The following is a 21,253-nucleotide window of genomic DNA, read 5'->3' as shown; positions in this document are numbered from 1 at the left end:
TTAAATATTATTTTTTATTTTTATTAGGATTATTGATTTTAAAATCAATTACAAAGACATATTCGCGTGGAGAATAGGATTTTACAACCCTGCTTTCCAAAACTTCACATTCACACTTTGATTTAAATAAATTTATGCCCTCGTTTACATCTGCTCCAACCATGTAATAATGTATTGTCCCGCCTTCTTCCACCAAATCCAAAGCTTTATCGACAAATTGATTTGCATATTTTGGTAAATTCATAATTATTCTATTACCTTTTAAATCTACCTTTCTAACGTCTTCGAGGATAGAAAATATTTTATTTTCCAAGTTATTCAATTTTATATTCTCTTTTAATAATTTTATAGCTTCAGGGTTTACGTCTATAGAATATATCTTTTTTGCATCCTTACAAGCAATTGAATAAGGTCCCACTCCACAAAACATGTCTACTATTACGTCGTCTTTTTCGACTTTCTGCATTATTCTATTTCTTTCCCAGCTTAAACGTGGTGAGAAATACACTTTTGCAACATCCACATATAATTTATAGCCATTTTCCTTATAAAGTGTTAATGTATTCTCTTCTCCTGCCAAATGTTCTAAATCTCTTACACGATATTCTCCTTTTACGTCACTTTCTCGCCTAAAAACAGCTCTTACAGAAGGTATTAATTCTTTAGCCTTTTCTCCAAGCTTTAACCGTTCTTCTTTATCAATTTCATCCGAAATTTGTAATATTACGATATCCCCTATAATATCATATGCGTGTGCTATTCTTCCGTTTGTTAATTCGTCACTATAATTATTTAAAAGATAATCTTTAAAACTTGGATTTTTTTTATTATTTGACTTTTCAAAATCGGATTCATTTGTAGTTATAATTTCAAAATCCATATCGTCCATTTGATTTTGATTTTGATTTTGGCTTTTAATTATAACATTTTTTAAGGTATTTTTTAAGTCTTCCTCGCCTATTTCTTCAATTTCTTCATAATTCAATGGCAAATATAAGTTATTATCCAGTTTTTTTAACTTATAATCCTTATTCAATAAATTATAATCTAAAAGAATTCTTCTTATAAATTCCCCGTTTTTTAAATTAGTCTTTACTGCTTTTAAAATTAGATTATTTTCACTTTCTTCGATATTTATTTTCAAAATTTCACCATATGTAATACATAATAAAAAATACATATTGTTTATTTGTTTATTTGTTTATTTGTCTATTCCTTTGTTATTAGTTATTTTATTTTTTATTTCTTTTTTTAATTTATAATAATGATATTCAACAGTTTTTAAATTAATCCCTGTGCTAATTGCTATTTCCTTGGGATTTTTACCCTCTTCCATCTTTTTTTTAATAATTTGTTTTTTAGTTGTAGGACGGCCTTTCTCAGTCGTTAGGGGTTTTACGGTGATTCCTATCTCACTTAAGGCCTCTAATATCTTTTTATTAGTCCTGTTGTATTTCGAAACCGGTAAATATATTTCTTCCACGTCACAAACTTCCAAAAGTTCGATTATTAATGATTTTGTTAACTCTTTGTTTAAATAAATTCCTTCTTCTTCCTCATTTAATTCATCTAACTTCTCAATTAATTCTTCGATGGAATTTGCCCTTAATTCTGTTATATTCAATTTCTTTTTTAAATTTTTCAAACTTTCCAAACTTGTGTTGGTTGATTCATTTAAATTTACGTCCATAATATCACTTTAGATTATAGTATTATGAATTAGTACTTACTATATTTTATAACTATTTGTGACTATAAAAATAGGGTTAACAAATACAACTAAAGCACTAATAAAAAAAGCTATTTTATAAAACTAATATAATTAAAAATAAAAAAATTAATATTTGGTAAATTTCATACTTATATGGTATAAAATTAATTTATTTCATTAAACCCATTGCTTTGTTTGTCATTTCAATGGATTTCATGTTATCTTCTTCCATTTGTAACATAGCCCTTATACAGTCTACATTTTCAGGGATAACGTCACTTTCTTGGTGAACTGCTTGCATCATGAAGATTTCATTATCAATTACGTTGATACTTTCTTCCCATACTGGAATTTCGTTTAAATCGTATCTTAATCTACCCATGTCTCTTGACATTTCAATTAAAGCTGCTGTTGAATCTAAGCCTTCTGAAGCTTTTACGGTGAAAATCCTTGGTGTTTTAGCAATAGCATCTAATAAATCATCTTTTGTAGTTCCTGTTGTTTCAACCATTAATGAATGCATGTGCATTAATGTTGTAGGTACAATAACAGCTGAAGAAATAATTTTTCCCTTTAACTTATCGATTACTGATTCTACATCTGGACCGTGGTGTGAAGGTACATCTGTTGATGGGATTATTGCGTTAACTGGACCTTTTTTAGAGTCATTAGGGTCTACAGCTCTTCTGACTAATACAACTCTTGCTTTTAAAACATCCGTTACAGAATCTATTGCATATAATGACCTGCATAACCCTGTTGTGTTACAAGAAACTAACCTAATAGCGTCTTTTCCGTAACATCTGTTATAGCTCCATAATGAGTTAAATGAATCCTCTGCATCTGTTGCTTTTTCCCCGCCTTGTATGATAGACTTAACGTTGTGCTTTTTATAGATTGTTTCTAAATTTTGTTTACCTATTTTCTTAGGCGCTCCGTCAACCACTAAATCAGCATCTTGAATTACATCGTCGAGTGTACCGGATATTTCCAAACCTGCTTCTTCAAATAAGTGAGCTCTTTCAGGTACTGCTGCGTATAATTTATAACCTTTCTCTAATGCCATTTTTGCTTCAAAATCAGGCTTTGTTTTTGTTACTCCAATAACTTCCATATCCTTCTGACAAGCTACTGCGTCAGCTACTCTTTTACCTATCGAGCCATATCCATTTACCAATATTTTTGCCGTCATAACATCACCATATCTGAATTTTTTTATTTATTTGTTTTATTTGTTTTATTTTTAATATTATCGTTTATTCTTATTATGTTGTTTCTTAGTTATTTTAATTATCGTATCATATATAATAATTTGTAACCTATGATATTAATATTTTATATTATTTTGTATTAATTCTTATTTATTGAAGACATATACCTATTAAATACTTATTAAATACTTATTAATTAGTTATTAAGTAGTTATTAAGTAGTTATTAAAATACAAATAAAAATATTAAAGTATAATATAGATGATAAATATATAATCTAATAAATAACTTTAAAATATAAAATTATATAAAGGAATATATTCAATATTATATGATATTTACGAAAATAAAAATAAATTATTAAATTAAAAATAAAATAACTAAAACTTAAAGTAATAAGATGAATATATGACTATATGAATACATATTATATTATTACAAATTATAGTTTAATTTTCTCAATATGAAAATAGTGCTTAGAAAGGAGGATAATTATGCAAATGGTTCCAGGAGCATCAGGATACGATAGAGCAATCACCATATTCAGCCCAGAAGGTAGATTATACCAGGTTGAGTACGCAAGAGAAGCAGTTAGAAGAGGCACTACCGCTGTAGGCATTAGATGTAAAGATGGCGTAGTTTTAGCAGTAGATAGAAGAATTTCAAACAAATTAGTGGAAGTATCATCAATTGAAAAAATATTCCAAGTTGATGACCACATTGTTGCTGCTACGTCCGGATTAGTTGCAGATGCTAGGGTATTAATCGATAGAGCAAGAACAGAAGCTCAAATAAATAGAATGACTTACGGTGAAAAAATCACTGTTGAAGCCCTCTCTAAAAAAATCTGTGACATAAAACAAGCTTATACACAACACGGTGGAGCAAGACCATTTGGTTTAGCACTTTTAATTACCGGAATCGATAAACACAGTGCTAGATTATTTGAAACAGACCCAAGCGGTGCTTTAATAGAGTATAAAGCTTCTGCAATCGGTTCAGGAAGACATGTTGCAATGGAACTTCTCGAAGAGAAATACAATGAAGATATCACTGTTAGTGAAGGTATGGACTTAGCAATATACGTTTTAAACAAAATAAACCCTGAGTTAAATGCTGTTAGCGTTGATATGGCAATTGTAAAAGATAGTGAAAAATTAGTTGAGAAAAAATCAGTTGAAGAAATTGAAGCAATTATAGAATATGTTTCAAAAGCTATCGAAGATGAAAATAAAATTGAAGATGAAAATAAAGAATAAATATTATTAAAAGCTAAATTTTATTTAAAACTACAGAAAGATTAATTAACTAATAATTAATGTTAATTAATTACGTAATTAGTTATTATCTAATCAATTAGCTTTATTTTGATATTTTTAGATTATTTATTTATTCATTTATTTTCATATTTCATTATTTTATTGTTATTGTTTTGGTAAGTTATTAACACAAAATATATTAAAAAGGGGTATTATGGCGTCATTAGATAATGCGGTTATGGCTAGATTACAATCACACGGTGAAAAATTCGAAATATATGTTGACCCGTATTTAGCAGCCAAATTTAAAGAAAATAAATCATCTGTGGATATTTCCGACATATTAGCGTCAGAGAATATTTATAAGGATATTTCAAAAGGGGAAAAAGCTCCAGAAGAGCTATTAATGAAAGTATTTGAAACTTTAGATAGCAAAAAAATTGCTGAAAAGATTATACTTAAAGGACAGGTTCATTTAACATCAGAACAAAGAAAAGAAATGCAAGAGCAAAAAAAGAAGCAAGTAATATCTATTATTGCTAGAAATACTATCAATCCACAAACAGATACCCCTCACCCACCTAAAAGGATTGAAAATGCCATGAACGAGGCTAGAGTTACCGTTGATTTATATAAAAGTGCTGAGGAACAAATCAACGATGTAATAAAAAAACTTAGGTTAATTTTACCTATGAAATTTGAAAAAAGAGAGGTAGCAGTTAAACTTGGTGGGGAGTACGCTGGTACAGTTTACCATTCTTTGTCAGAATATGGTACTATTAAAAAAGAAGAATGGCTTGGAGATGGGTCACTCGTATTTGTGATTGAAATTCCTAGCGGTATTGAGAATGAATTTTATATGTTTTTAAATAAAATAACAAAAGGTTCTGTACAAACAAGAGTCTTAAAAAGATTCTAGCCTAAATTTTATCATTTTTTATTAATTTTATTTTATTATTAGTTTTTAACCATAGTATATAGATTTATATATTAAAAAACAATACTAATTTTAGATATATCTCATAATATTTTCAAGGTAAATAACCCAAAATTATGAGACGATACTTGGGATATTTTATACCATAGATAACTTTATATTGTAGTATGGGATATTCTATAAAGTAAATATATCGTGGATATGTGTAAAACTTAATTTAACATACAATATTAAAATACGCATCGAATTTGTATTTTTTAGAATTCTATGTGTTTAATTATTGAATGAAACTAATTTCATTCTAAAAGGATTATCGTTTAAATTTATAAAATTTAGAAATAAATCCAAAAGCGATGAAATAACCCATATTATTAATATATACATAAAATAATGTTTATAAACAAAGTTAAATCGAAAACACACGAAATTACAATTTAAAGATAATAAATTGTGGTTTCAAATATTTTTAAATTATTAGGTGATAACATGGTAGAATACAGCCACACTAAAAAGGTTGGTTCAGCTGGTAGATTCGGACCAAGATACGGTAGAAAACTCAGAGTAAGATTAAGAAACGTAGAAATGAAACAGAAAAAAGCATACAAATGCCCTGTATGTGGATTCCCTAAATTAAAAAGAGCAGGAACCTCAATTTGGGTATGTTCAAAATGTAATGCTAAATTAGCTGGTGGAGCTTACACTCCTGAAACAGGTTCAGGAAAAGCTGTTACAAAAGCTATCAGAAGAGTTATCGACAGTAAAAACAAACAAATTTAATTTATTAAATATTCTTACTTATTTTATTTTAATTTTAGAGATTTAAAGGTAATTAACCACTTTTAATAAGCTTATACCATTATATGGATTATATAAATTATTATATATGGAAATTTATTTTATGATTATTTTAGATTTTAATTGATTATAGATATTATTGGTTATATGACCATATAATGAGATAATATGATTGTATTAATATATTATTTATAAATGAATAAAAATATATAATTTAAGTTACTATGTATAAAATTCATGAGATAAAATAAAGTAAGTTAAACTAAATCAAAGTAAGTTAAATTAACTTAAAATTAAAAATTATTTTAATTTATTTATTGTAATTTATTATTATTTCAAATTAAATAGGAAAAATATACGATTATGGTGATAATATGGTAGAATATAGATGCTCAAATTGCCAAAGAATAATAACTATCGATGATATAGGTTCAAAAGCTAAATGTCCTCACTGTAGTAACAGAGTATTGATAAAATTAAGACCTAAAATAGTTAAAAAAGTTCAGGCAAGATAATCAAAAGGTTAAGTAGGGTTAGTAAAATGATAATAACCACATCTAGAAAACCTTCACAAAGAACTCGTAGTTTAGCAAATGATTTATCAAGAGTTTTTAACATAAAAACTGTTAACCGAGGTAAAACTTCAGCTTCAGAATTACTTGAAAAATACAAAAATCTAATTGTTATCGAAGAATTAAAGGGTAACCCCAATAAATTAAAGATATACGATGTTGAAAATAATAAGGTTTTTTCAGTAATTATGGCGGTTAAATTACAAAGAGAGATAATCTCTGAAAAAATAGACATTCAAAATAGTATTGTTTATGATTTTGAAGACAATTGTGGAGAATTTAGAAAATTATTTACAAAATTTTTGTTTAAAAATATAAAAAAGCCAATTTATGCTATTAATACCAATAAAAAAGATAACATAAATTATACGCTATTAAAATTCAATAAAGGTTGTGAAGGAGTATACTTTTTAGACTTTTACGATGTTAATGAATCCACAACTACTCACATAGGCCCTAAATTAAAAATTACGGGTCATAAAATCTTTGATATTTTTGAAGATGAAGAATAAATTTATTATTCGTGAAATAATGGAAAAAAATAACGAAAATCCATATTTTGAACTTGAATTAAAGTTTGAAGACGTTGAAATAGCTAAAACTATTTATAATAGTATATATGTTGAGCATTGTGATAGTCAAATTCGTTCAAAATGTGATATGAATATTATTGGCAATGTCATAAAAATACGTGGAAGTGCTGAAGAAGTAAGTATATTAAAAGCTTCAGTTTATTCATATATTAGATGGATAAAAACCGCTGAAAATATATACGAAATTATAAATAAAAGATAATATTAAAGTTTGAATAATATAATAATATAATAATATAATAATAACACAATGAAAGATAAAGAGGATTGATAATATGGATATTCCTGCAGATGTTCAAAATCAAATTGCACAATTTCAACAATTACAACAACAATTGCAAATGATTATGATGCAAAAACAACAATTTGAAACACAAATGAAAGAATTCGAAAAAGCAATTGAAGAAATGGCAAAATCAGAATCTGACGAAGTTTTCAAAATGGCTGGCGGAATTTTAATTAAAAGAAACAAAGACGAAGTTAAAGTTGAATTAGAAGAAAAATTGGAAACTTTAAGCATTAGAGTTGCTACATTCGCTAAGCAAGAAGAGAAAATGCAAAAAAGATATGAAGAACTCCAAGAAACCTTACAAAAAGCTCTTGAAAATACCCAATAATTCAATAGCTCGCTAATTCAAAAATATGGTAAGAATATAATATAATAATTAACTATTAGTTCTTATCTTTATTATTTTACTATAATTTTTTTAATTAATTGACAATAATTACTCAAATATTTAATTCTATTTTACAAACATTTAACAATGTTAATTACGTAGTAATACATTATTACTTTACATTTTAATATAAAATAAGGAAAATTAAATTTATAAAATTTAAAAGAAAAGATGATGATTTTATGAATAATAAATACAATATTGAAAAATTAAAGGAAAGCCTAAAATCCGATGAAATTTTATTTTTATGTCATCACAATGCCGACCCTGATGCAATAGGGGCATGTATAGGCCTTAGATTTTTAGCGGAACATTTGAACAAACCTAAAAAATCAAAGCAGATTGTCGAAGATAAAATTAAGGATGAAAAAAGCCAAATTATTGGAAAATACAAAATTTCAGCAAATTCAATTAGCAAGATATCACGTAACATGCTTGAAGAATTACCTTCCTTAAATTATGATATCGAAATTATAGAATATCCCAACATTCCGGAAAAAGTATTTTTAGTAGATACATCTTCAATTAACCAAATAACCGTTAATGAAGAAAAACTATACAAGTCATTTCTTGCCATGGTTGACCATCACAAAAAAACGGAACTGTCTACAAAATGCGATTTTTTAATAGTTAATGAAGAATCTACATCCACTTGTGAAATGGTTACACGAATACTTAAAGATATTAATTTGTTTCCTCCAAAAAGTGTTAGAACTGCTTTACTTTGTGGTATAGCTTACGATACAAAACATTTAAAACTTGCTAGCGAAGAAACCTTTAAAATGATTACCTGGTTGATTAAAGACTTAAATTTTCAGAGAATACTCTATCTTTTAAGTCAAGAAAGCGAAAAAGGGAAAAGAATTGCACATTTAAAAGCATGTAGTAGAATGCAGATTGAAGAAATAAACGGATTAATAGTTACCATTTCAAATGCTAGTTCATATGAAGCCTCTTGCGCAAAAACTGCGGTCAGTATCGGTGCAGATTTAGCCTTAGTTACAGCGGTTCGAAAGAGAGATAGGCAAATACGAATAAGCTCACGTTGTAGAAAATCAGTTTCTAAAAAACTCCATATGGGTGAACTAATGGAAGAAGTAGCTCATAAAATAAATGGTCAAGGCGGAGGGCATGCAGAAGCTGCCGGTTTAAACGCTAATTGGGATAAAACTACTTCAAAGGATGAAGCAGTTTCTAAAATAATTAAAATTTGTATAGATACTATCAAAGAAAAATTAAACTCTAATGAATAATTGTTAATTAGTAAAATACAGATAAAATATGGTGTGTTTATGGATAATTTAAACGAAAAAAGATTAGAACAGGATGATATATTCGATAGTTACTTTAAAAATTTAACTGAAAAAGAAAGGGCAGTATTTGAAGGCGGTATTTCCATGGGTGCTTTATTCCACCAATTTGTAGGGACTCCAATAAGCATGAATTCAAAGGGGTGTTTAGAAGAGGCTATAAAGAGCGCTATGGAAAACCAACCTTTCATAAAAAAGGCTCTTATAAACATAAACTTAGAAATTGCAGAAAATGATTACGTATCACTAACTGGTGAAATGTTAGATGTTACACTAATTGTGGGAAAAGAAAAAGAATACAAAATAAGATTAAACTACATACCTGAATTAAATTATCCGTTAATGTATGTCGAAGATTAAATTTAACTACTTTTTAACTAAATTATACTTACTTTTTTCTCTTTTTATGATATTTTAAAATTTATACTAGTTTAAAAATCTTAATTTAAAATTAATTAAAAGAAATGATATTAAATCTAAAAATAGTATTAAGTGTATAAAAAATTGAAAAAATACTAAAAATAATAAAAATAAATTACATGGGATTATAAATAAGAAGATACTGTAATTCCATAACCCCAATTTGAATTATTTAAACCCGTTAACATATCTACTATTGAAGGACTTGTTGGATTTTCCACAAATACTGCATTTGAACCGCCTATTTCATATTTATCCGAAGAAGTTGGTGGCGAAATATAAATTAAGTTATTTCCTAGTGTACTTCCTGAAACATAGGGGTCAAATTGTGCATATTTCCTTACTCTAAAGTTATCGTAGTAAAGTTCAGGGTTATTTAAGTTATCTCCGTTTGAACTTCCCAATATGAAATAAGAATCTCTAGGCCGATATGTTCCATATCGCCAATAATTATGATATATTTTATTATTGTAATAAATGTAATCATCTAACGTAGCCACTTGTACCCTCGTATCGCCCATAACGTGATCCAATACCACTTTAAGTCGATACCACCTGTCACTAGAAGGACTATATCCTGAATCGACACCTATCCAGTCTTTATCATTGTGTAAAATATAACTATCTGCAAGATAACTATAGTAGTATTGTTCATAATACTCCCCAATAATTAAATAATCTTCATTCAATGGTATATCTCCATAGAAATTATTGGTGGTAAAGTAGTATATGTAATCACGAGAGCCGCCTAATTCGGCAGTATAATAACCTAATTCGTAAGCACCATTATAATCTCCATAAAAACCCATTAACATTTGCGGTGACGAATAACCATCCTCTTTACCTTTTAAATCCACTTCTGCAATATAGGGTCTTCCCTGTGTTGGATGATATATATTATCAGTTGTAACTGAATTTAGCGTATCATAAGTAATCATCCGCGGAGGCTGGTAATCTGCAAGTGAATATGTCATATTGTTATTGTATAATGGATTGGAAAATGGACTTGTGCTAGTATCGTAATCCCACTCGTCATTATCTTCAAATATATATTTTTTAAATATTGTATCGTCACTACTTTCAAAATCATCAAACATGGTAAAAACATTTTTACCATCAGATATTCCAGTACCTTCGTAATGAATGTCCACCTGTTGAACAGAATTCGCACTTAAATTCATTTTTAACCATACAAACGCCTTAGGTCTTAGTGATGATGAATTCCAATATTCAACCCAGTAATTTAATTTTACACCATTATGATAAAAGTCTAACCCTTCACCATTATTATTCTTATCAAAGTTATAATTAGAGTTATTTAATACGATAAATACTGGGAAATTCTCTAAATCCTGAGCATTTGGATTTTTAATATACAAAGAGTCTTTTTTATCACTCATTACATAATGATAAGCGCTAATTATTGTCTTAACAGTTACATTTTTTGAATCTTCGTAAGATTTACTTCTCAAAGCCCCAGATTTTGATAAATTGTAATCTAAGGTATATTCTAAATTGAATGTAAATCCATTCACCATTGAAATATTTGTTACTTCAAAATTATAATCTAAATCATAACCTGAATCCTCATAAGCAGTTTTTACGGATTCTAAATTATTATGAACCTCGGTTTCTGTACGACTATCCAGATAATTTAACACACTATCCGTATTATCAAAAAATGGGCTGTCACTACCCGAATTATGGCTATTTATAACCTGGAATTCTGCATCATTTAAGACTTTGTTAAAAACCTTGGGTATTGAATTAGAAACCATTATTTCTAAAGAATCCGCCTTAAGACCCAAAGTATTGGCACTAGCTTCCTCTAAAGCACTATTTTTATACGTATCCAACATTGTAAACGAAATAACGCCGAATAGCATTATCAAAAGTACTAGAGTTGTTGTAGAGTGGGAAAGATACATAATATCACGACATTATCTTCTTATATTCTTATATACCTATTCTTTTATTATTTTGAATTTTAAATAATTCATGTTTTACGAATTAAAAGTAATTATAAAGTTAAAATTAAAAAGTATTAACAAATGAAACTTATAATTTTAAAATACTTCAGATATATATATTAAATAAATAGGCTATTTAAATTTGTTTATTAGTTATTTAATTAATTATTTAATAGTTATTTAGTATTTATTTGGTATATAGGGTTAAAGATGCGTTTACAGGCAATCCTGATTTATGATAATACAATACTTTCTTACGGTCTGCAGATATGGAATCAGATGCTTTAAACGCAGTATCCTCATCAGAAAATGGACCCATTGTATTTACATTCTTAGAGCCGGACTGTGTATTCCAATATATTACATACCAACCGCTTGAACGATTCATTTGGACAATTGTGTGAACTATTGCAAAATTTTCGTTTATGGTGCCTTTTGAATAGCTGTAATTACCAATCACCAAATTATAATTATCATAATTTATCCGACTATCCAAATACAAATCAATTATTGACGATTCAATATCTGTATTAAGCAACACTATCACATTTTCCAAAGTACCTTCAGATAATAATGATTCCATGGTAGATATTGCTTTATTGTTTAAAACATTGAATTCTACTGCTTCAGTGTATCCTTCTGTATCTTCAAATACTGCAACAGTGTAAATAGATGTTCCCACAATTAAAATTAAAATTGCAAAAAGAACATCGTAATCAAATATCATACTTAAATCACCGATAGTATCTTTATTACCTTTTTTATAATTTATATGGATATATTTCTCTTTAATAAACATAATTTTATAAATTATATAAAAAATGATTTAATCAAATTAAGCCCCTATACTCAATGTAACATTTTTAGACTCCATTTTAAGACCGTAATTCACTAAATTATAATCATTTGTAACTGTGAAATAAATATTATTAGTTTCTGGATTATTATATACACTCAATAATTTAATTTCTAAGTAATTTCCATTATTATAATCTAAAAATTTTTCAAATTCAGATCTTGAGTCTGTAGTGGATAATGTTCTATTGGTTAAAACACCGTTTATCTCAAATATGGCGTTTGTTGGAACGTCAGCACGTATTGTAACGTTACCCAAAGCCCCTTCGTCATTATTTTTATAGTAAAATATTTGACCTTGGTTCATTGTAAAGTAGTATTTGTATCCAGTTAATTTAGATAGTGAGATAGGTACCAATTTTTTACCATTAAAATTATAAACTTTTCTACTAAAAACCCCTTGATGTTTCGAATTGTTTATGACCAGTGAATTAACATCTGAAACCAATATATTAGTAAATTGATATTCATACTCATAATTATACGTATCGTCACAATTTGGGTCATAACTACCCTTTATTTTCTCATCATCATAATAATGTCTTGTTAAAGACGTTAAGAAATTATGGTAATCCACTTCGTAGTTATCAGAAGGAAATTCGTAATCATTGTATATTTTTGCTGCAAGTAAATTAACTTTTTGTACTTCCTGAGTATCCTGCACTTCATTTTGGACATTTAAGAAAGAATTAAACAAATTAGAGGTAATTATGAAAAAAATGATTAAAAATAGCATAATTACAATTAATGCTTCATAGCTAAATATATAACCTTTTTTTGACCGCAATTTACGAGTTAATATATTTTGACCTCTGAATTTAAATTGGTCAGAATTTTTAGCTATGCCCTCTAATTTTGCTAAAATTTTACTTTTTTTAATAATCTTCATAATTTACCTTTCAAAAGTTCTAATATCGCATTAAATATAATATTTGCGTATTTAATAGTTTTAAAATATTTAATTAAAAATATTTAATTATCAATATTAGTATTATAATATGAGTGATATTATTATACGTGTTATAATTGCTATTAAACTACTAACATTAACTGTATTATCTTACGCCAATTCTACGTTTAACTCTTTTGAAACGTAAAAATCATCAACAACTACTTTTAAAGAGTTTCCCATATCTATACCCGATAATTCGGCATTTTTAGTCATAACTTTAGTACCATTTTTATAAAATGTTATAGTTGTTTTACTTTTGACGTGTATTACCTTATTTGCATAAAATATATCGTAGTTTTTTCCGTATATCCTATCAAAACTTGAATTTAGTATTACATCTTTATTATAAGCCACTATAGCAGTATTCTCAAATATATTAAGCACTGCATCTGCTGAATTAACTATTTCTGCCTTTTTAAATTCATTTGCAGTATTTATAACAATATTTCCAATTATTGAAAATGTTATGATGATTAACAGCATAGCTATTAAAAAATCATAAGCAATTTGCCCCCTATTTGTTTTAAAACTACCTATTTTCATAGTATCGACTTTTTAACCGCAGAAATTTTAAAATTTAAAATGTTGGTTCATAATGTTAAATATTTTGAATATTTTGAATATGTTGAGTATCTTGACCATATGGAATAATTAAAGTAATGATTTTAAAATTGTTTTAAATTGTTTTAATATGTTATTCTCATAACTAATTCTCTACTTTATAATATTAAATATATTCGAAAAAATATATAATTTTATGGATTAAGTATAATCAAATGTTGAATATGTTGAATATGTTGAATGTATTAAAAAAGAAATAATTTTAAATTAGATTTAAGGTATTAATTCAATCTTTACTTTGTTATCGTCATTTAAAAGTTTGAAAGATAACAATTTAGAGGTGTTTACATGAAAAGAATTGCTATTGAGCATTTCTATATCTGTGTCCAAACTTGCACTTACCTCATAACCATCCCCTGAAACAGAAATATTACGCGTTGCAAAGTTCCAAGTTGAGTCAGCTGGAGATTTTACCCGTACTAATTTATAAGAACCTTCATCAAGACTAGCTATCATATGAATATTTGATTTTAGATTTGACAAACTACCGTGTGCTAAACTAGCTTTAGCAACTTCTGTGGTCTTATCTAACCCAAATAAACCTGGAATTATAGTTGCCACTACAACAGATGCCAATAAAGCCAAAAACAATATTGAAAATTCCATGGATATTTGACCTTTGGTTCTCCTAAATTTTCTACCAAATATTTTTTTTGAATTATTATCGGGCTTATATTTAGATTTAATTGTCATATTATCCTCTCATTTGATTTTGGCAACCTAGTATAAAATTTATAAGCATAATAAGATTATAAAAGTGATAAACATTATAAAAGTGATAAAATATAGATAAGAATTAATTAATAAATAAAATTATATTTTATTATATAATATATTCTATTTATTCATTTTTAAAATAATTAAATAAATAAATCTTCAACCTCTAAATCTGAAGATTTTGGTTCCCATTTTACTACATAATAAAATCCGACTTCTTCGGGCGAATCTGTAGTATATGCAAATGCAGGTACATCTAAAGAATTACTACTTATTGAGTAATCAGTTATTGTAGGTAATAAAAAACTATCGATGTGATTATTTTTACTAGATAATTCTTTAAACTTACCTATCCAAGTATTGTAAGAATCAATCCAAGCTTTTGGACCATTTATAGCTTTATACGTATCTATTTCCGAATATCCATTTAATACGATTGGTGCTGGCATAACTATGGATATAGTACCTCCAGCTAAATTAACCAAGTTACCACGTACATAAAGTCTAACGTTGCTCAACTCTATGCCGTTATTTTTATATGCAGGTATAAATTCATTCATATCGATTATTTTGATGTTTGATAGAACCATCGGTCCAACAATTTCCATTTTATCTTCGGTATAATCTAAATCTAAGTCATCGCCTCTAGTTATGTTAATAATAACTTTTGGAATGCTAGATTGTATTGTATCTTCGTTATTATCATCGTCTTCTTCGTCATTATCATCGTCTTCGTCTTCTTCATAATCTACAACCAGGTAATCGACACCTGCACCATAAAATTTAAAAGTTACTTTTGAATAAGGTGGTATCCAAAATCCAGTTCTACCATTTAGTTCAGATAATGGTTCTATACCCACATTTAACATGTCGTATTCATAACCTTCATCATCATAGTCTTCATAATCTAATGTTTTAAAATACTGAACTTTCTTTAATTCTTTAATCTCGTATTTAACTTCTGTTGGAACATTCACAAAAACCGAATAAGGGTTATTATTTGTCATATCCCCTTTAAATTCCCAATTTGTATTTATAGATGCTATATTAGTCTCCGCAAATGTTGCATTTAATGATAATAATATAAATAATATGAAAAAGAAGAATAAGGGAATTTTAAATCCATTATTCCCTTTCAAAGTTTTAAAATCTTTGCCTTTAGAGTTAGACGTCATCCAAACCACCTAATGTTCTTACAATTACAAGTTCTTCACTATTCTTCGAAATAAGCATTGGAATTTGCTCTGAAGGTATTGATACAATTAATACATAATTGACATTATCATCAAATATTTGAGTTTTTTCTTCAATTTCATTTAGTTTTTGCCCATAACTTGAAAATTTATTACTTACACTACCATAATCCAATTTTCCTGCTACTGTAGCGTGCAATATTCCGGGTACGTTGTCTAAAGTATATGATACAGAAGAGCTACTTTCTAAAGTATCTTCATTACCATCATCTTCTACTACAGAAGATACCATTTTAGTTTCAGAATATTTCAAGTTAGATAATGCCATGTATGAATTATCTACAATTGCGTATGTTAAGAAATTAGTATCATTCTTTGAATATATTTTAATAAATTCACCAATTTCTGGTAATTTACCACATTGGTCAGAACTTAACATTATAGTTACTTTATCCATTCCTTTAACGGAAGTTACTGAAAATCCATCTAAACTTCCTAAATTCAATGATTCTACGTATTTCTTCAAATTATCTCTATTTATAAATATCCTAGTAGTTTTTGTTTTAACATAATAGTATTCGTCACCAGATGATAGCTGATAATCCACATAACTATTTAATACAGTTGTTATTTCAGATTTTATATCTATGGTGCTGAAATATTCATCTATTTCATCAATACTATTTGCACTTTGTATTTTACGAACCAATTCTGGCGCCCTACTACTATAATCATAATAAGAGCCATACATGGCGATAATTTGACCTATGGACGAATCTTTATATTCCTTAACCTGTATATAATCAGTAGCTTCATCAACTACTTCGTTAACTTCAGATATAGATTGACTATTTTGTATTTTGGCAATAAAAGATAACCTTCGATGGTCTGATGGATAAGCTTCAAACAGATTATTTACAGTAATTATGGATGATTCCTTGGTTTGCTCCAGCCTGACCTGATCTTCAGCCTTTATATTGGTATATATATAGTAAGAACTAACAATAATAACTGTTATCAGTGCCAATATTAAAACCGAACGAAGGTGCCTATAATAAATTCTTGAAGACTTTTTTGATTTAGACTTCAAAGACTTTACTTTATCGCTATACTCCTCAGCAGACATTATTTCCCCCTTAAATATAACAATATTGTCAATAATTAATGATAAATAATGGGTATCATAAATAAAATTAAATATAATAAAAATTTGAATAATTGAATAATTTAAATATAATGTACCAAGTACAAAATACCCTTTTTATAAAGTACTCTATCTTTTACATTTTATATTAATTTATGGGTTTAGATTAGCGATAAGTACGAGGTAATTTACTTATAAATTGGTTTAATTTTCAAATTGTAAGGTAACTGTAGCATTTGCAGATAAATTATCCGTAATATAATCTCTTAAATATTTTTTATCAGAATCTGAAATCGGCGTATCGTTTGCTAACACGATTGTTATATCGTATTCACCTTCACGGTTGATTATCTCAGAACGTATGAAGTATACTCTTGCATTTGAACCATTATAACCAGCATTTAAAAAACTTACGGCAGATTTTGCAAGTATGTCCACATCACCCACATTTTTAACCTGTTGGTTTAAAACGTCGTTCATAAAATGGGAAGTCATGGCATAAGAAATTACAAGTATTGCCAATACCATAACTGAAAATTCCAAAGATAATTGACCTTTTTTACCCCTTTTTCGACCATTATTGATTGTAAAAATATTATTTTCTATTTTTTTCAAAGTTTCACCGAATAATGTGAAATTATTGAGAAATTATTTTTATATAAGTATATTTAATTCATAGATTATTTCACATAATATATCATATTTTTTTTATGATATATATGAATATAGTAATTAGGGATGATGGTAATTATAATGAATATTGAAAAATGAACGATTGAAAATATATTGTTAAATTAAACCATTAAAAAAAGGATAATAAGAATAAAAATAAGAATAAAATTTAAATTGGGTAAATATTTAAGTATTTTACTGCTAAAATTATTATATAACTTAGTAATACAAAAGGCACGAAAGGATAAGTTTTTAAAATATTTAATTCATCCAATTTACCTTTAGAATTTAAATCTTTTATCAATTCCATCTCTTCATTAGAGATACCTTCACCATCTAAGTTAATAACTTTACCTTCTATTTTTCCAATTTGAGCATTAAACATTATTTTTATACGCTTTAAAAGTCCAGAATTCTCAACGGTGACATTTTCGCCGTTTATAATTATTATATCTCGTATAATGTCACCTTCGTTTAATTCAGAAACAGGCTTTTTAATAGATATTTCTTCACCAGTTAAAGCATATAATACTACTGAAAGTAAGCATAATTGTAAAATATAACCTATGAAAGTCATAAGTATATTTTGAGTTGCAAAATAGGCACTATCTATCAAATATATTACTACGAGGTATAGTGGAGATAAATAACCCAAATATTTTGATAAAGTCTTATAAACTGAGAATTTCCTAATTGATATTATAGATAAAATTGCAAAACCCCAAACAAACAAAATTTTGAAAGGTAAGCCATAAAAAGTTATTATATAAGTAATAAAACCAATTACCATTGCCATATATCCTGCAGAAGGTACAATTTCTTTCCAATATTTTACAAATATGGATTTCATTGGCCAAATACTTGCAAATATGAAACTTAACAAGATTATTGCAAAAATTGGGATAGGGATGTATAAAAAGCTAGAATATGCGAATATGGGCGCTAATGTAGCAAAAAGCTTAATATCTCCCCCACCCATACCTACACCAAGTATTAAGCCCAAAATTAGCGTAGATATTAATGCAGTTATCGAATCAAAGCCGAAATAATAAAATCCAACAGAAATATTTATTAAAAACATAAATATTGTGATATAATGCGGTATTATCTTTTCCTTTATATCGGTATAAGTAGCCAAACCTATCAATAATCCATTTAAAATGTATGCAATAATCAAAAAATCCATAATTCCACGTTTAAATCCATATCGTTCTATATTTTAAATAATTAAATAAAATATAGTAGTTATTTGTTTATTATTTTAATTTATTTTAATTATTTTATATATTACATATTTTAGTTACATTATTCATTATTCTTTCCAAGTTTATTTTCTACATTCTTTTTAATATTTCCTAATATCGAAGGGTCTTCATCTAATTTCTTAACTGCTTCTTCAATAGTATCCATTTGTGTAACTTCCAATATTTGCTTCAAAACTTCAGAAGCTATTTCGGGTTTATGAATCCATTTACATTTCATACAGCTCCATATTTTGGAACCATCTTTTCTTGTAATGCAATCTCCCAATTCTTTATCATTGCATGGGTAAAATGGACAATAGCACCATAAACAGGATTGCCCTTCATAATGGCAGGGATAATATTCGCAGTTTGTATTTGAACCGGATGTTTCCAATACTTTTTTTAAATGTTGTTTTGCAAGTTCTATCATATTATCATACCCCATCTAAATAGAATATACATATTAACTAATTTTATTTACTTTTTTTACGTATTTAGATTATACTACTCTAAATTATTTAATAATTGCCATTTTATTTTTGTTAATTTATATCTATCATGATATTTGCATTGTAGTTCATAGCAGATAATATTAAAATTTTAATTAATTCTAAAATAGGTCATAATGATATATTTATTACACATGTGTGACATATGAATATTGAATTAAAATAAAAATATTAGAACATTATAAAAATTAAATAATAATTGAGGAACAACATGATAAATCATAAAAATAATATGGATAACTTAAGCATTGAAAGCCTATTTGATGAAACAAAGAAAATAAAAGACCCCGAACTTAGAGAAAAAACAATTGAATTTATAAAAAATCCAATCCCTACACATTGTGAGATAGAGAATTCAAATGTTTCGTTGGAAGAATCCCCTGCGAGTGTTAAAAGACATCATAAATATCCAAAAGGACTTTTAGAACATACTATGGCAGTTACTAAACTATCGTACAATATTGCGACAGCTTTAGAAGATGTTTACGGATTAGAATTAGATAAAGATTTAATAGTTTCGGGAGCGTTACTTCATGATATCATGAAACCGCAAAACTACGTATTGAAAGAAGAAATCAAAGAATATAAAGTTAGAAATACCGAAAATAACGAAAATAAAGAAAGTAATGAAAACAAAAATAATAATTATAATAATAATTGTGAATCTGAGAAACCAGGATATACGATTGAAACAAAAGTTATTAGAAGATTTGACCATATTTCAGATTTCCATTTGGAACATTTGACATTAGCAGTATCAGAATTATATAAAAGAGATTTTCCATTGAAATTAATTAAAGTAGTCTCAAGTCATCATGGTGATTATGGGTCTTCGCGTCCTGATTCAATAGAAGCTTGGATTATACACCTTGCGGATAATATGGACGCTAATTTAAATGATATTGCAATCAGAATTGGAAATTCAAGAGCAAGAGACTTAAATATTGAAGATAATAAATTATATGAAAAAATAACCCCTCTAAAAATTTATGAATTACGCTCACATATTGGAAAAGAGAATTTAATTGAATATTTAAAAGATTTAATGGAATTAAATCCTAAAAATGGAAATGAAGACTTGAATAAAAATAAAGATAACAATGAAAAAGATAAAAATTAAATTAAATTAAATTAATGTAAATCAATTGATACTATAACAATATAAAAATATGATTTATTTTTATATTATAGGGATATTATGCTAAAAAGAACAGTTAAAAAAGGTATTTCAAAGAGTAAATTATTAAAGAATATTCTTTCAAACGTTTTAAATCCAAAAGAATTTGAAAAACAGGCTCGGACTAAAAAACCTGTGGTTATAGAGTGTTTAGCTTGTGGATTATGTGAAAAAGCCTGCCCTACTGAGTCAATAAGCGTGTTCAAATTTAAAAATATTATTTGCGAAAATTGTGGAGCTTGTGCAAATGTATGTCCAGTAGATGCAATACATGAAAATAGATTCGATATAGATTCTGAAAAATGTACAAAATGCGGTTATTGTGCATTATTTTGTACAATTCCAATAATTATGAATGAAATACCCGTGATAAAAATACCATACATTACTGGAGAATGTAACGATTGCGGTCTTTGTATCCCAAAATGTCCTGAAAAAGCCATATACTACAATAAATTCGGTAAAATCACAATATCCGATAATTGTAGTTACTACAATACTGATAATGATAGTCAAAATTCAAAAAATGAATGTATGATTTGTAAAAATTATTGTCCTATGAATGCAATAGTATTGCCCAAAGATTACAATAAGTCATGTATTATAAAATTAGATATCAATTCGTGTATATTTTGCAAAGATTGTCAATATATATGTCCTTTGAATGAAAATGGGATAGAATTTAATGAATAAAATTAATATTTAATTGAAAGT

Annotated in this window: 24 protein-coding genes; 11 read left to right on the top strand and 13 right to left on the bottom strand. The window is 27.2% G+C overall.

The features are described 5' to 3' along the window. Positions 1-7 precede the first annotated feature (7 nt). The 3 genes from trm5b to M2325_RS00880 form a co-directional block, all read right to left on the bottom strand. Positions 8-1,108 carry a tRNA (guanine(37)-N1)-methyltransferase Trm5b gene (gene trm5b, locus M2325_RS00890; RefSeq protein WP_259050815.1) on the bottom strand — a complete coding sequence of 367 codons (1,101 nt, stop codon included), beginning with the start codon at positions 1,106-1,108 and terminating at the stop codon, positions 8-10. 93 nt (positions 1,109-1,201) lie between these two features. Next, complete coding sequence (locus M2325_RS00885) at positions 1,202-1,618, bottom strand: hypothetical protein (protein ID WP_259050805.1); 417 nt, start codon at positions 1,616-1,618, stop codon at positions 1,202-1,204. 262 nt (positions 1,619-1,880) lie between these two features. Continuing rightward, the gene (locus M2325_RS00880) at positions 1,881-2,903 is read right to left on the bottom strand and encodes a type II glyceraldehyde-3-phosphate dehydrogenase (RefSeq protein ID WP_209590150.1); all 1,023 of its coding nucleotides are present in this window, start codon (positions 2,901-2,903) and stop codon (positions 1,881-1,883) included. A 510-nt stretch (positions 2,904-3,413) separates the two neighbouring features. On the opposite strand from M2325_RS00880, the gene psmA reads away from it, so the two are divergent. The 9 genes from psmA (at position 3,414) to M2325_RS00835 (ending at position 9,425) form a co-directional block, all read left to right on the top strand. Further along, positions 3,414-4,181: an archaeal proteasome endopeptidase complex subunit alpha gene (psmA, locus tag M2325_RS00875; RefSeq protein WP_259050801.1), complete on the top strand. Its 768-nt coding sequence runs from the start codon at positions 3,414-3,416 to the stop codon at positions 4,179-4,181. A 214-nt stretch (positions 4,182-4,395) separates the two neighbouring features. Then, positions 4,396-5,100 (top strand): ribosome assembly factor SBDS, encoded by a 705-nt coding sequence (locus M2325_RS00870; protein WP_209590149.1) that lies wholly within the window; start codon positions 4,396-4,398, stop codon positions 5,098-5,100. A gap of 504 nt (positions 5,101-5,604) precedes the next feature. After that, positions 5,605-5,895 (top strand): 50S ribosomal protein L37Ae, encoded by a 291-nt coding sequence (rpl37A, locus tag M2325_RS00865; protein WP_209590148.1) that lies wholly within the window; start codon positions 5,605-5,607, stop codon positions 5,893-5,895. A 392-nt stretch (positions 5,896-6,287) separates the two neighbouring features. Continuing rightward, positions 6,288-6,428 (top strand): DNA-directed RNA polymerase subunit P, encoded by a 141-nt coding sequence (locus tag M2325_RS00860; RefSeq protein WP_013180592.1) that lies wholly within the window; start codon positions 6,288-6,290, stop codon positions 6,426-6,428. Between the two features lie 26 nt (positions 6,429-6,454). Further along, on the top strand, positions 6,455-6,997 hold the full coding sequence (locus M2325_RS00855; protein ID WP_209590147.1) for an rRNA maturation protein: 543 nt from the start codon (positions 6,455-6,457) through the stop codon (positions 6,995-6,997). Positions 6,998-7,016: 19 nt separating this feature from the next. Further along, entirely contained in the window at positions 7,017-7,280 is a 264-nt protein-coding gene (locus M2325_RS00850) for a KEOPS complex subunit Pcc1 (protein WP_209590146.1), read from the top strand. A gap of 73 nt (positions 7,281-7,353) precedes the next feature. Further along, positions 7,354-7,695, top strand: coding sequence for a prefoldin subunit beta (locus tag M2325_RS00845; RefSeq protein WP_209590145.1), 342 nt, complete (start codon positions 7,354-7,356; stop codon positions 7,693-7,695). Positions 7,696-7,937: 242 nt separating this feature from the next. After that, entirely contained in the window at positions 7,938-9,008 is a 1,071-nt protein-coding gene (locus M2325_RS00840) for a DHH family phosphoesterase (protein WP_209590144.1), read from the top strand. 39 nt (positions 9,009-9,047) lie between these two features. Continuing rightward, complete coding sequence (locus M2325_RS00835) at positions 9,048-9,425, top strand: dihydroneopterin aldolase family protein (protein WP_209590143.1); 378 nt, start codon at positions 9,048-9,050, stop codon at positions 9,423-9,425. Between the two features lie 185 nt (positions 9,426-9,610). Here the strand turns inward: M2325_RS00835 and M2325_RS00830 are convergent, their stop codons facing one another. The 10 genes from M2325_RS00830 to M2325_RS00785 all read right to left on the bottom strand — a co-directional run bounded on the left by M2325_RS00830 (position 9,611) and on the right by M2325_RS00785 (position 19,283). Continuing rightward, entirely contained in the window at positions 9,611-11,413 is a 1,803-nt protein-coding gene (locus tag M2325_RS00830) for a DUF2341 domain-containing protein (protein ID WP_259050561.1), read from the bottom strand. 229 nt (positions 11,414-11,642) lie between these two features. Continuing rightward, complete coding sequence (locus tag M2325_RS00825) at positions 11,643-12,182, bottom strand: hypothetical protein (protein WP_209590141.1); 540 nt, start codon at positions 12,180-12,182, stop codon at positions 11,643-11,645. 108 nt (positions 12,183-12,290) lie between these two features. Continuing rightward, a complete protein-coding gene (locus tag M2325_RS00820; RefSeq protein WP_259050559.1) occupies positions 12,291-13,199 on the bottom strand; it encodes an ExbD/TolR family protein in 909 nt (302 codons plus the stop codon). 171 nt (positions 13,200-13,370) lie between these two features. Then, positions 13,371-13,805: a hypothetical protein gene (locus tag M2325_RS00815; protein ID WP_209590139.1), complete on the bottom strand. Its 435-nt coding sequence runs from the start codon at positions 13,803-13,805 to the stop codon at positions 13,371-13,373. Between the two features lie 291 nt (positions 13,806-14,096). Continuing rightward, positions 14,097-14,576, bottom strand: a complete 480-nt coding sequence (locus tag M2325_RS00810) for a class III signal peptide-containing protein (protein ID WP_209590138.1) — start codon at positions 14,574-14,576, stop codon at positions 14,097-14,099. 167 nt (positions 14,577-14,743) lie between these two features. Beyond that, positions 14,744-15,775, bottom strand: a complete 1,032-nt coding sequence (locus M2325_RS00805) for a hypothetical protein (protein WP_259050557.1) — start codon at positions 15,773-15,775, stop codon at positions 14,744-14,746. Further along, positions 15,765-16,919: a DUF515 domain-containing protein gene (locus M2325_RS00800; RefSeq protein WP_209590136.1), complete on the bottom strand. Its 1,155-nt coding sequence runs from the start codon at positions 16,917-16,919 to the stop codon at positions 15,765-15,767. Before M2325_RS00800 ends, M2325_RS00805 begins: the two co-directional genes overlap by 11 nt. A gap of 222 nt (positions 16,920-17,141) precedes the next feature. Beyond that, a complete protein-coding gene (locus M2325_RS00795) occupies positions 17,142-17,552 on the bottom strand; it encodes a class III signal peptide-containing protein (RefSeq protein WP_209590135.1) in 411 nt (136 codons plus the stop codon). Between the two features lie 226 nt (positions 17,553-17,778). Then, entirely contained in the window at positions 17,779-18,795 is a 1,017-nt protein-coding gene (gene eppA, locus M2325_RS00790) for a prepilin peptidase EppA (RefSeq protein WP_209590134.1), read from the bottom strand. Positions 18,796-18,914: 119 nt separating this feature from the next. Continuing rightward, the gene (locus M2325_RS00785; RefSeq protein WP_259050555.1) at positions 18,915-19,283 is read right to left on the bottom strand and encodes a cysteine-rich small domain-containing protein; all 369 of its coding nucleotides are present in this window, start codon (positions 19,281-19,283) and stop codon (positions 18,915-18,917) included. 311 nt (positions 19,284-19,594) lie between these two features. Between M2325_RS00785 and M2325_RS00780 the strand changes: the two genes are divergently transcribed. Continuing rightward, on the top strand, positions 19,595-20,482 hold the full coding sequence (locus tag M2325_RS00780) for an HDIG domain-containing metalloprotein (RefSeq protein ID WP_425352924.1): 888 nt from the start codon (positions 19,595-19,597) through the stop codon (positions 20,480-20,482). 78 nt (positions 20,483-20,560) lie between these two features. Further along, positions 20,561-21,232 carry a 4Fe-4S binding protein gene (locus M2325_RS00775; protein WP_209590131.1) on the top strand — a complete coding sequence of 224 codons (672 nt, stop codon included), beginning with the start codon at positions 20,561-20,563 and terminating at the stop codon, positions 21,230-21,232. Positions 21,233-21,253 lie beyond the last annotated feature (21 nt).

The sequence above is a fragment of the Methanococcus voltae PS genome (assembly GCF_024807035.1).
GTDB classification, from domain to species: Archaea; AGJL01; Methanococci; order Methanococcales; family Methanococcaceae; genus Methanococcus; species Methanococcus voltae.
This window is presented reverse-complemented; position numbering and strand designations above follow the sequence as displayed.

Coding starts and splice junctions, on each gene's coding strand:
- M2325_RS00810 (WP_209590138.1), bottom strand. CDS start 14,576: ATGACAATTAAATCTAAATATAAGCCCGATAATAATTCAAAAAAAATA.
- M2325_RS00815 (WP_209590139.1), bottom strand. CDS start 13,805: ATGAAAATAGGTAGTTTTAAAACAAATAGGGGGCAAATTGCTTATGAT.
- M2325_RS00835 (WP_209590143.1), top strand. CDS start 9,048: ATGGATAATTTAAACGAAAAAAGATTAGAACAGGATGATATATTCGAT.
- M2325_RS00800 (WP_209590136.1), bottom strand. CDS start 16,919: ATGTCTGCTGAGGAGTATAGCGATAAAGTAAAGTCTTTGAAGTCTAAA.
- M2325_RS00775 (WP_209590131.1), top strand. CDS start 20,561: ATGCTAAAAAGAACAGTTAAAAAAGGTATTTCAAAGAGTAAATTATTA.
- M2325_RS00805 (WP_259050557.1), bottom strand. CDS start 15,775: ATGACGTCTAACTCTAAAGGCAAAGATTTTAAAACTTTGAAAGGGAAT.
- M2325_RS00845 (WP_209590145.1), top strand. CDS start 7,354: ATGGATATTCCTGCAGATGTTCAAAATCAAATTGCACAATTTCAACAA.
- M2325_RS00825 (WP_209590141.1), bottom strand. CDS start 12,182: ATGATATTTGATTACGATGTTCTTTTTGCAATTTTAATTTTAATTGTG.
- M2325_RS00840 (WP_209590144.1), top strand. CDS start 7,938: ATGAATAATAAATACAATATTGAAAAATTAAAGGAAAGCCTAAAATCC.
- M2325_RS00780 (WP_425352924.1), top strand. CDS start 19,595: ATGGATAACTTAAGCATTGAAAGCCTATTTGATGAAACAAAGAAAATA.
- M2325_RS00860 (WP_013180592.1), top strand. CDS start 6,288: ATGGTAGAATATAGATGCTCAAATTGCCAAAGAATAATAACTATCGAT.
- M2325_RS00785 (WP_259050555.1), bottom strand. CDS start 19,283: ATGATAGAACTTGCAAAACAACATTTAAAAAAAGTATTGGAAACATCC.
- M2325_RS00880 (WP_209590150.1), bottom strand. CDS start 2,903: ATGACGGCAAAAATATTGGTAAATGGATATGGCTCGATAGGTAAAAGA.
- M2325_RS00850 (WP_209590146.1), top strand. CDS start 7,017: ATGGAAAAAAATAACGAAAATCCATATTTTGAACTTGAATTAAAGTTT.
- M2325_RS00820 (WP_259050559.1), bottom strand. CDS start 13,199: ATGAAGATTATTAAAAAAAGTAAAATTTTAGCAAAATTAGAGGGCATA.
- M2325_RS00870 (WP_209590149.1), top strand. CDS start 4,396: ATGGCGTCATTAGATAATGCGGTTATGGCTAGATTACAATCACACGGT.
- M2325_RS00830 (WP_259050561.1), bottom strand. CDS start 11,413: ATGTATCTTTCCCACTCTACAACAACTCTAGTACTTTTGATAATGCTA.
- M2325_RS00855 (WP_209590147.1), top strand. CDS start 6,455: ATGATAATAACCACATCTAGAAAACCTTCACAAAGAACTCGTAGTTTA.
- eppA (WP_209590134.1), bottom strand. CDS start 18,795: ATGGATTTTTTGATTATTGCATACATTTTAAATGGATTATTGATAGGT.
- rpl37A (WP_209590148.1), top strand. CDS start 5,605: ATGGTAGAATACAGCCACACTAAAAAGGTTGGTTCAGCTGGTAGATTC.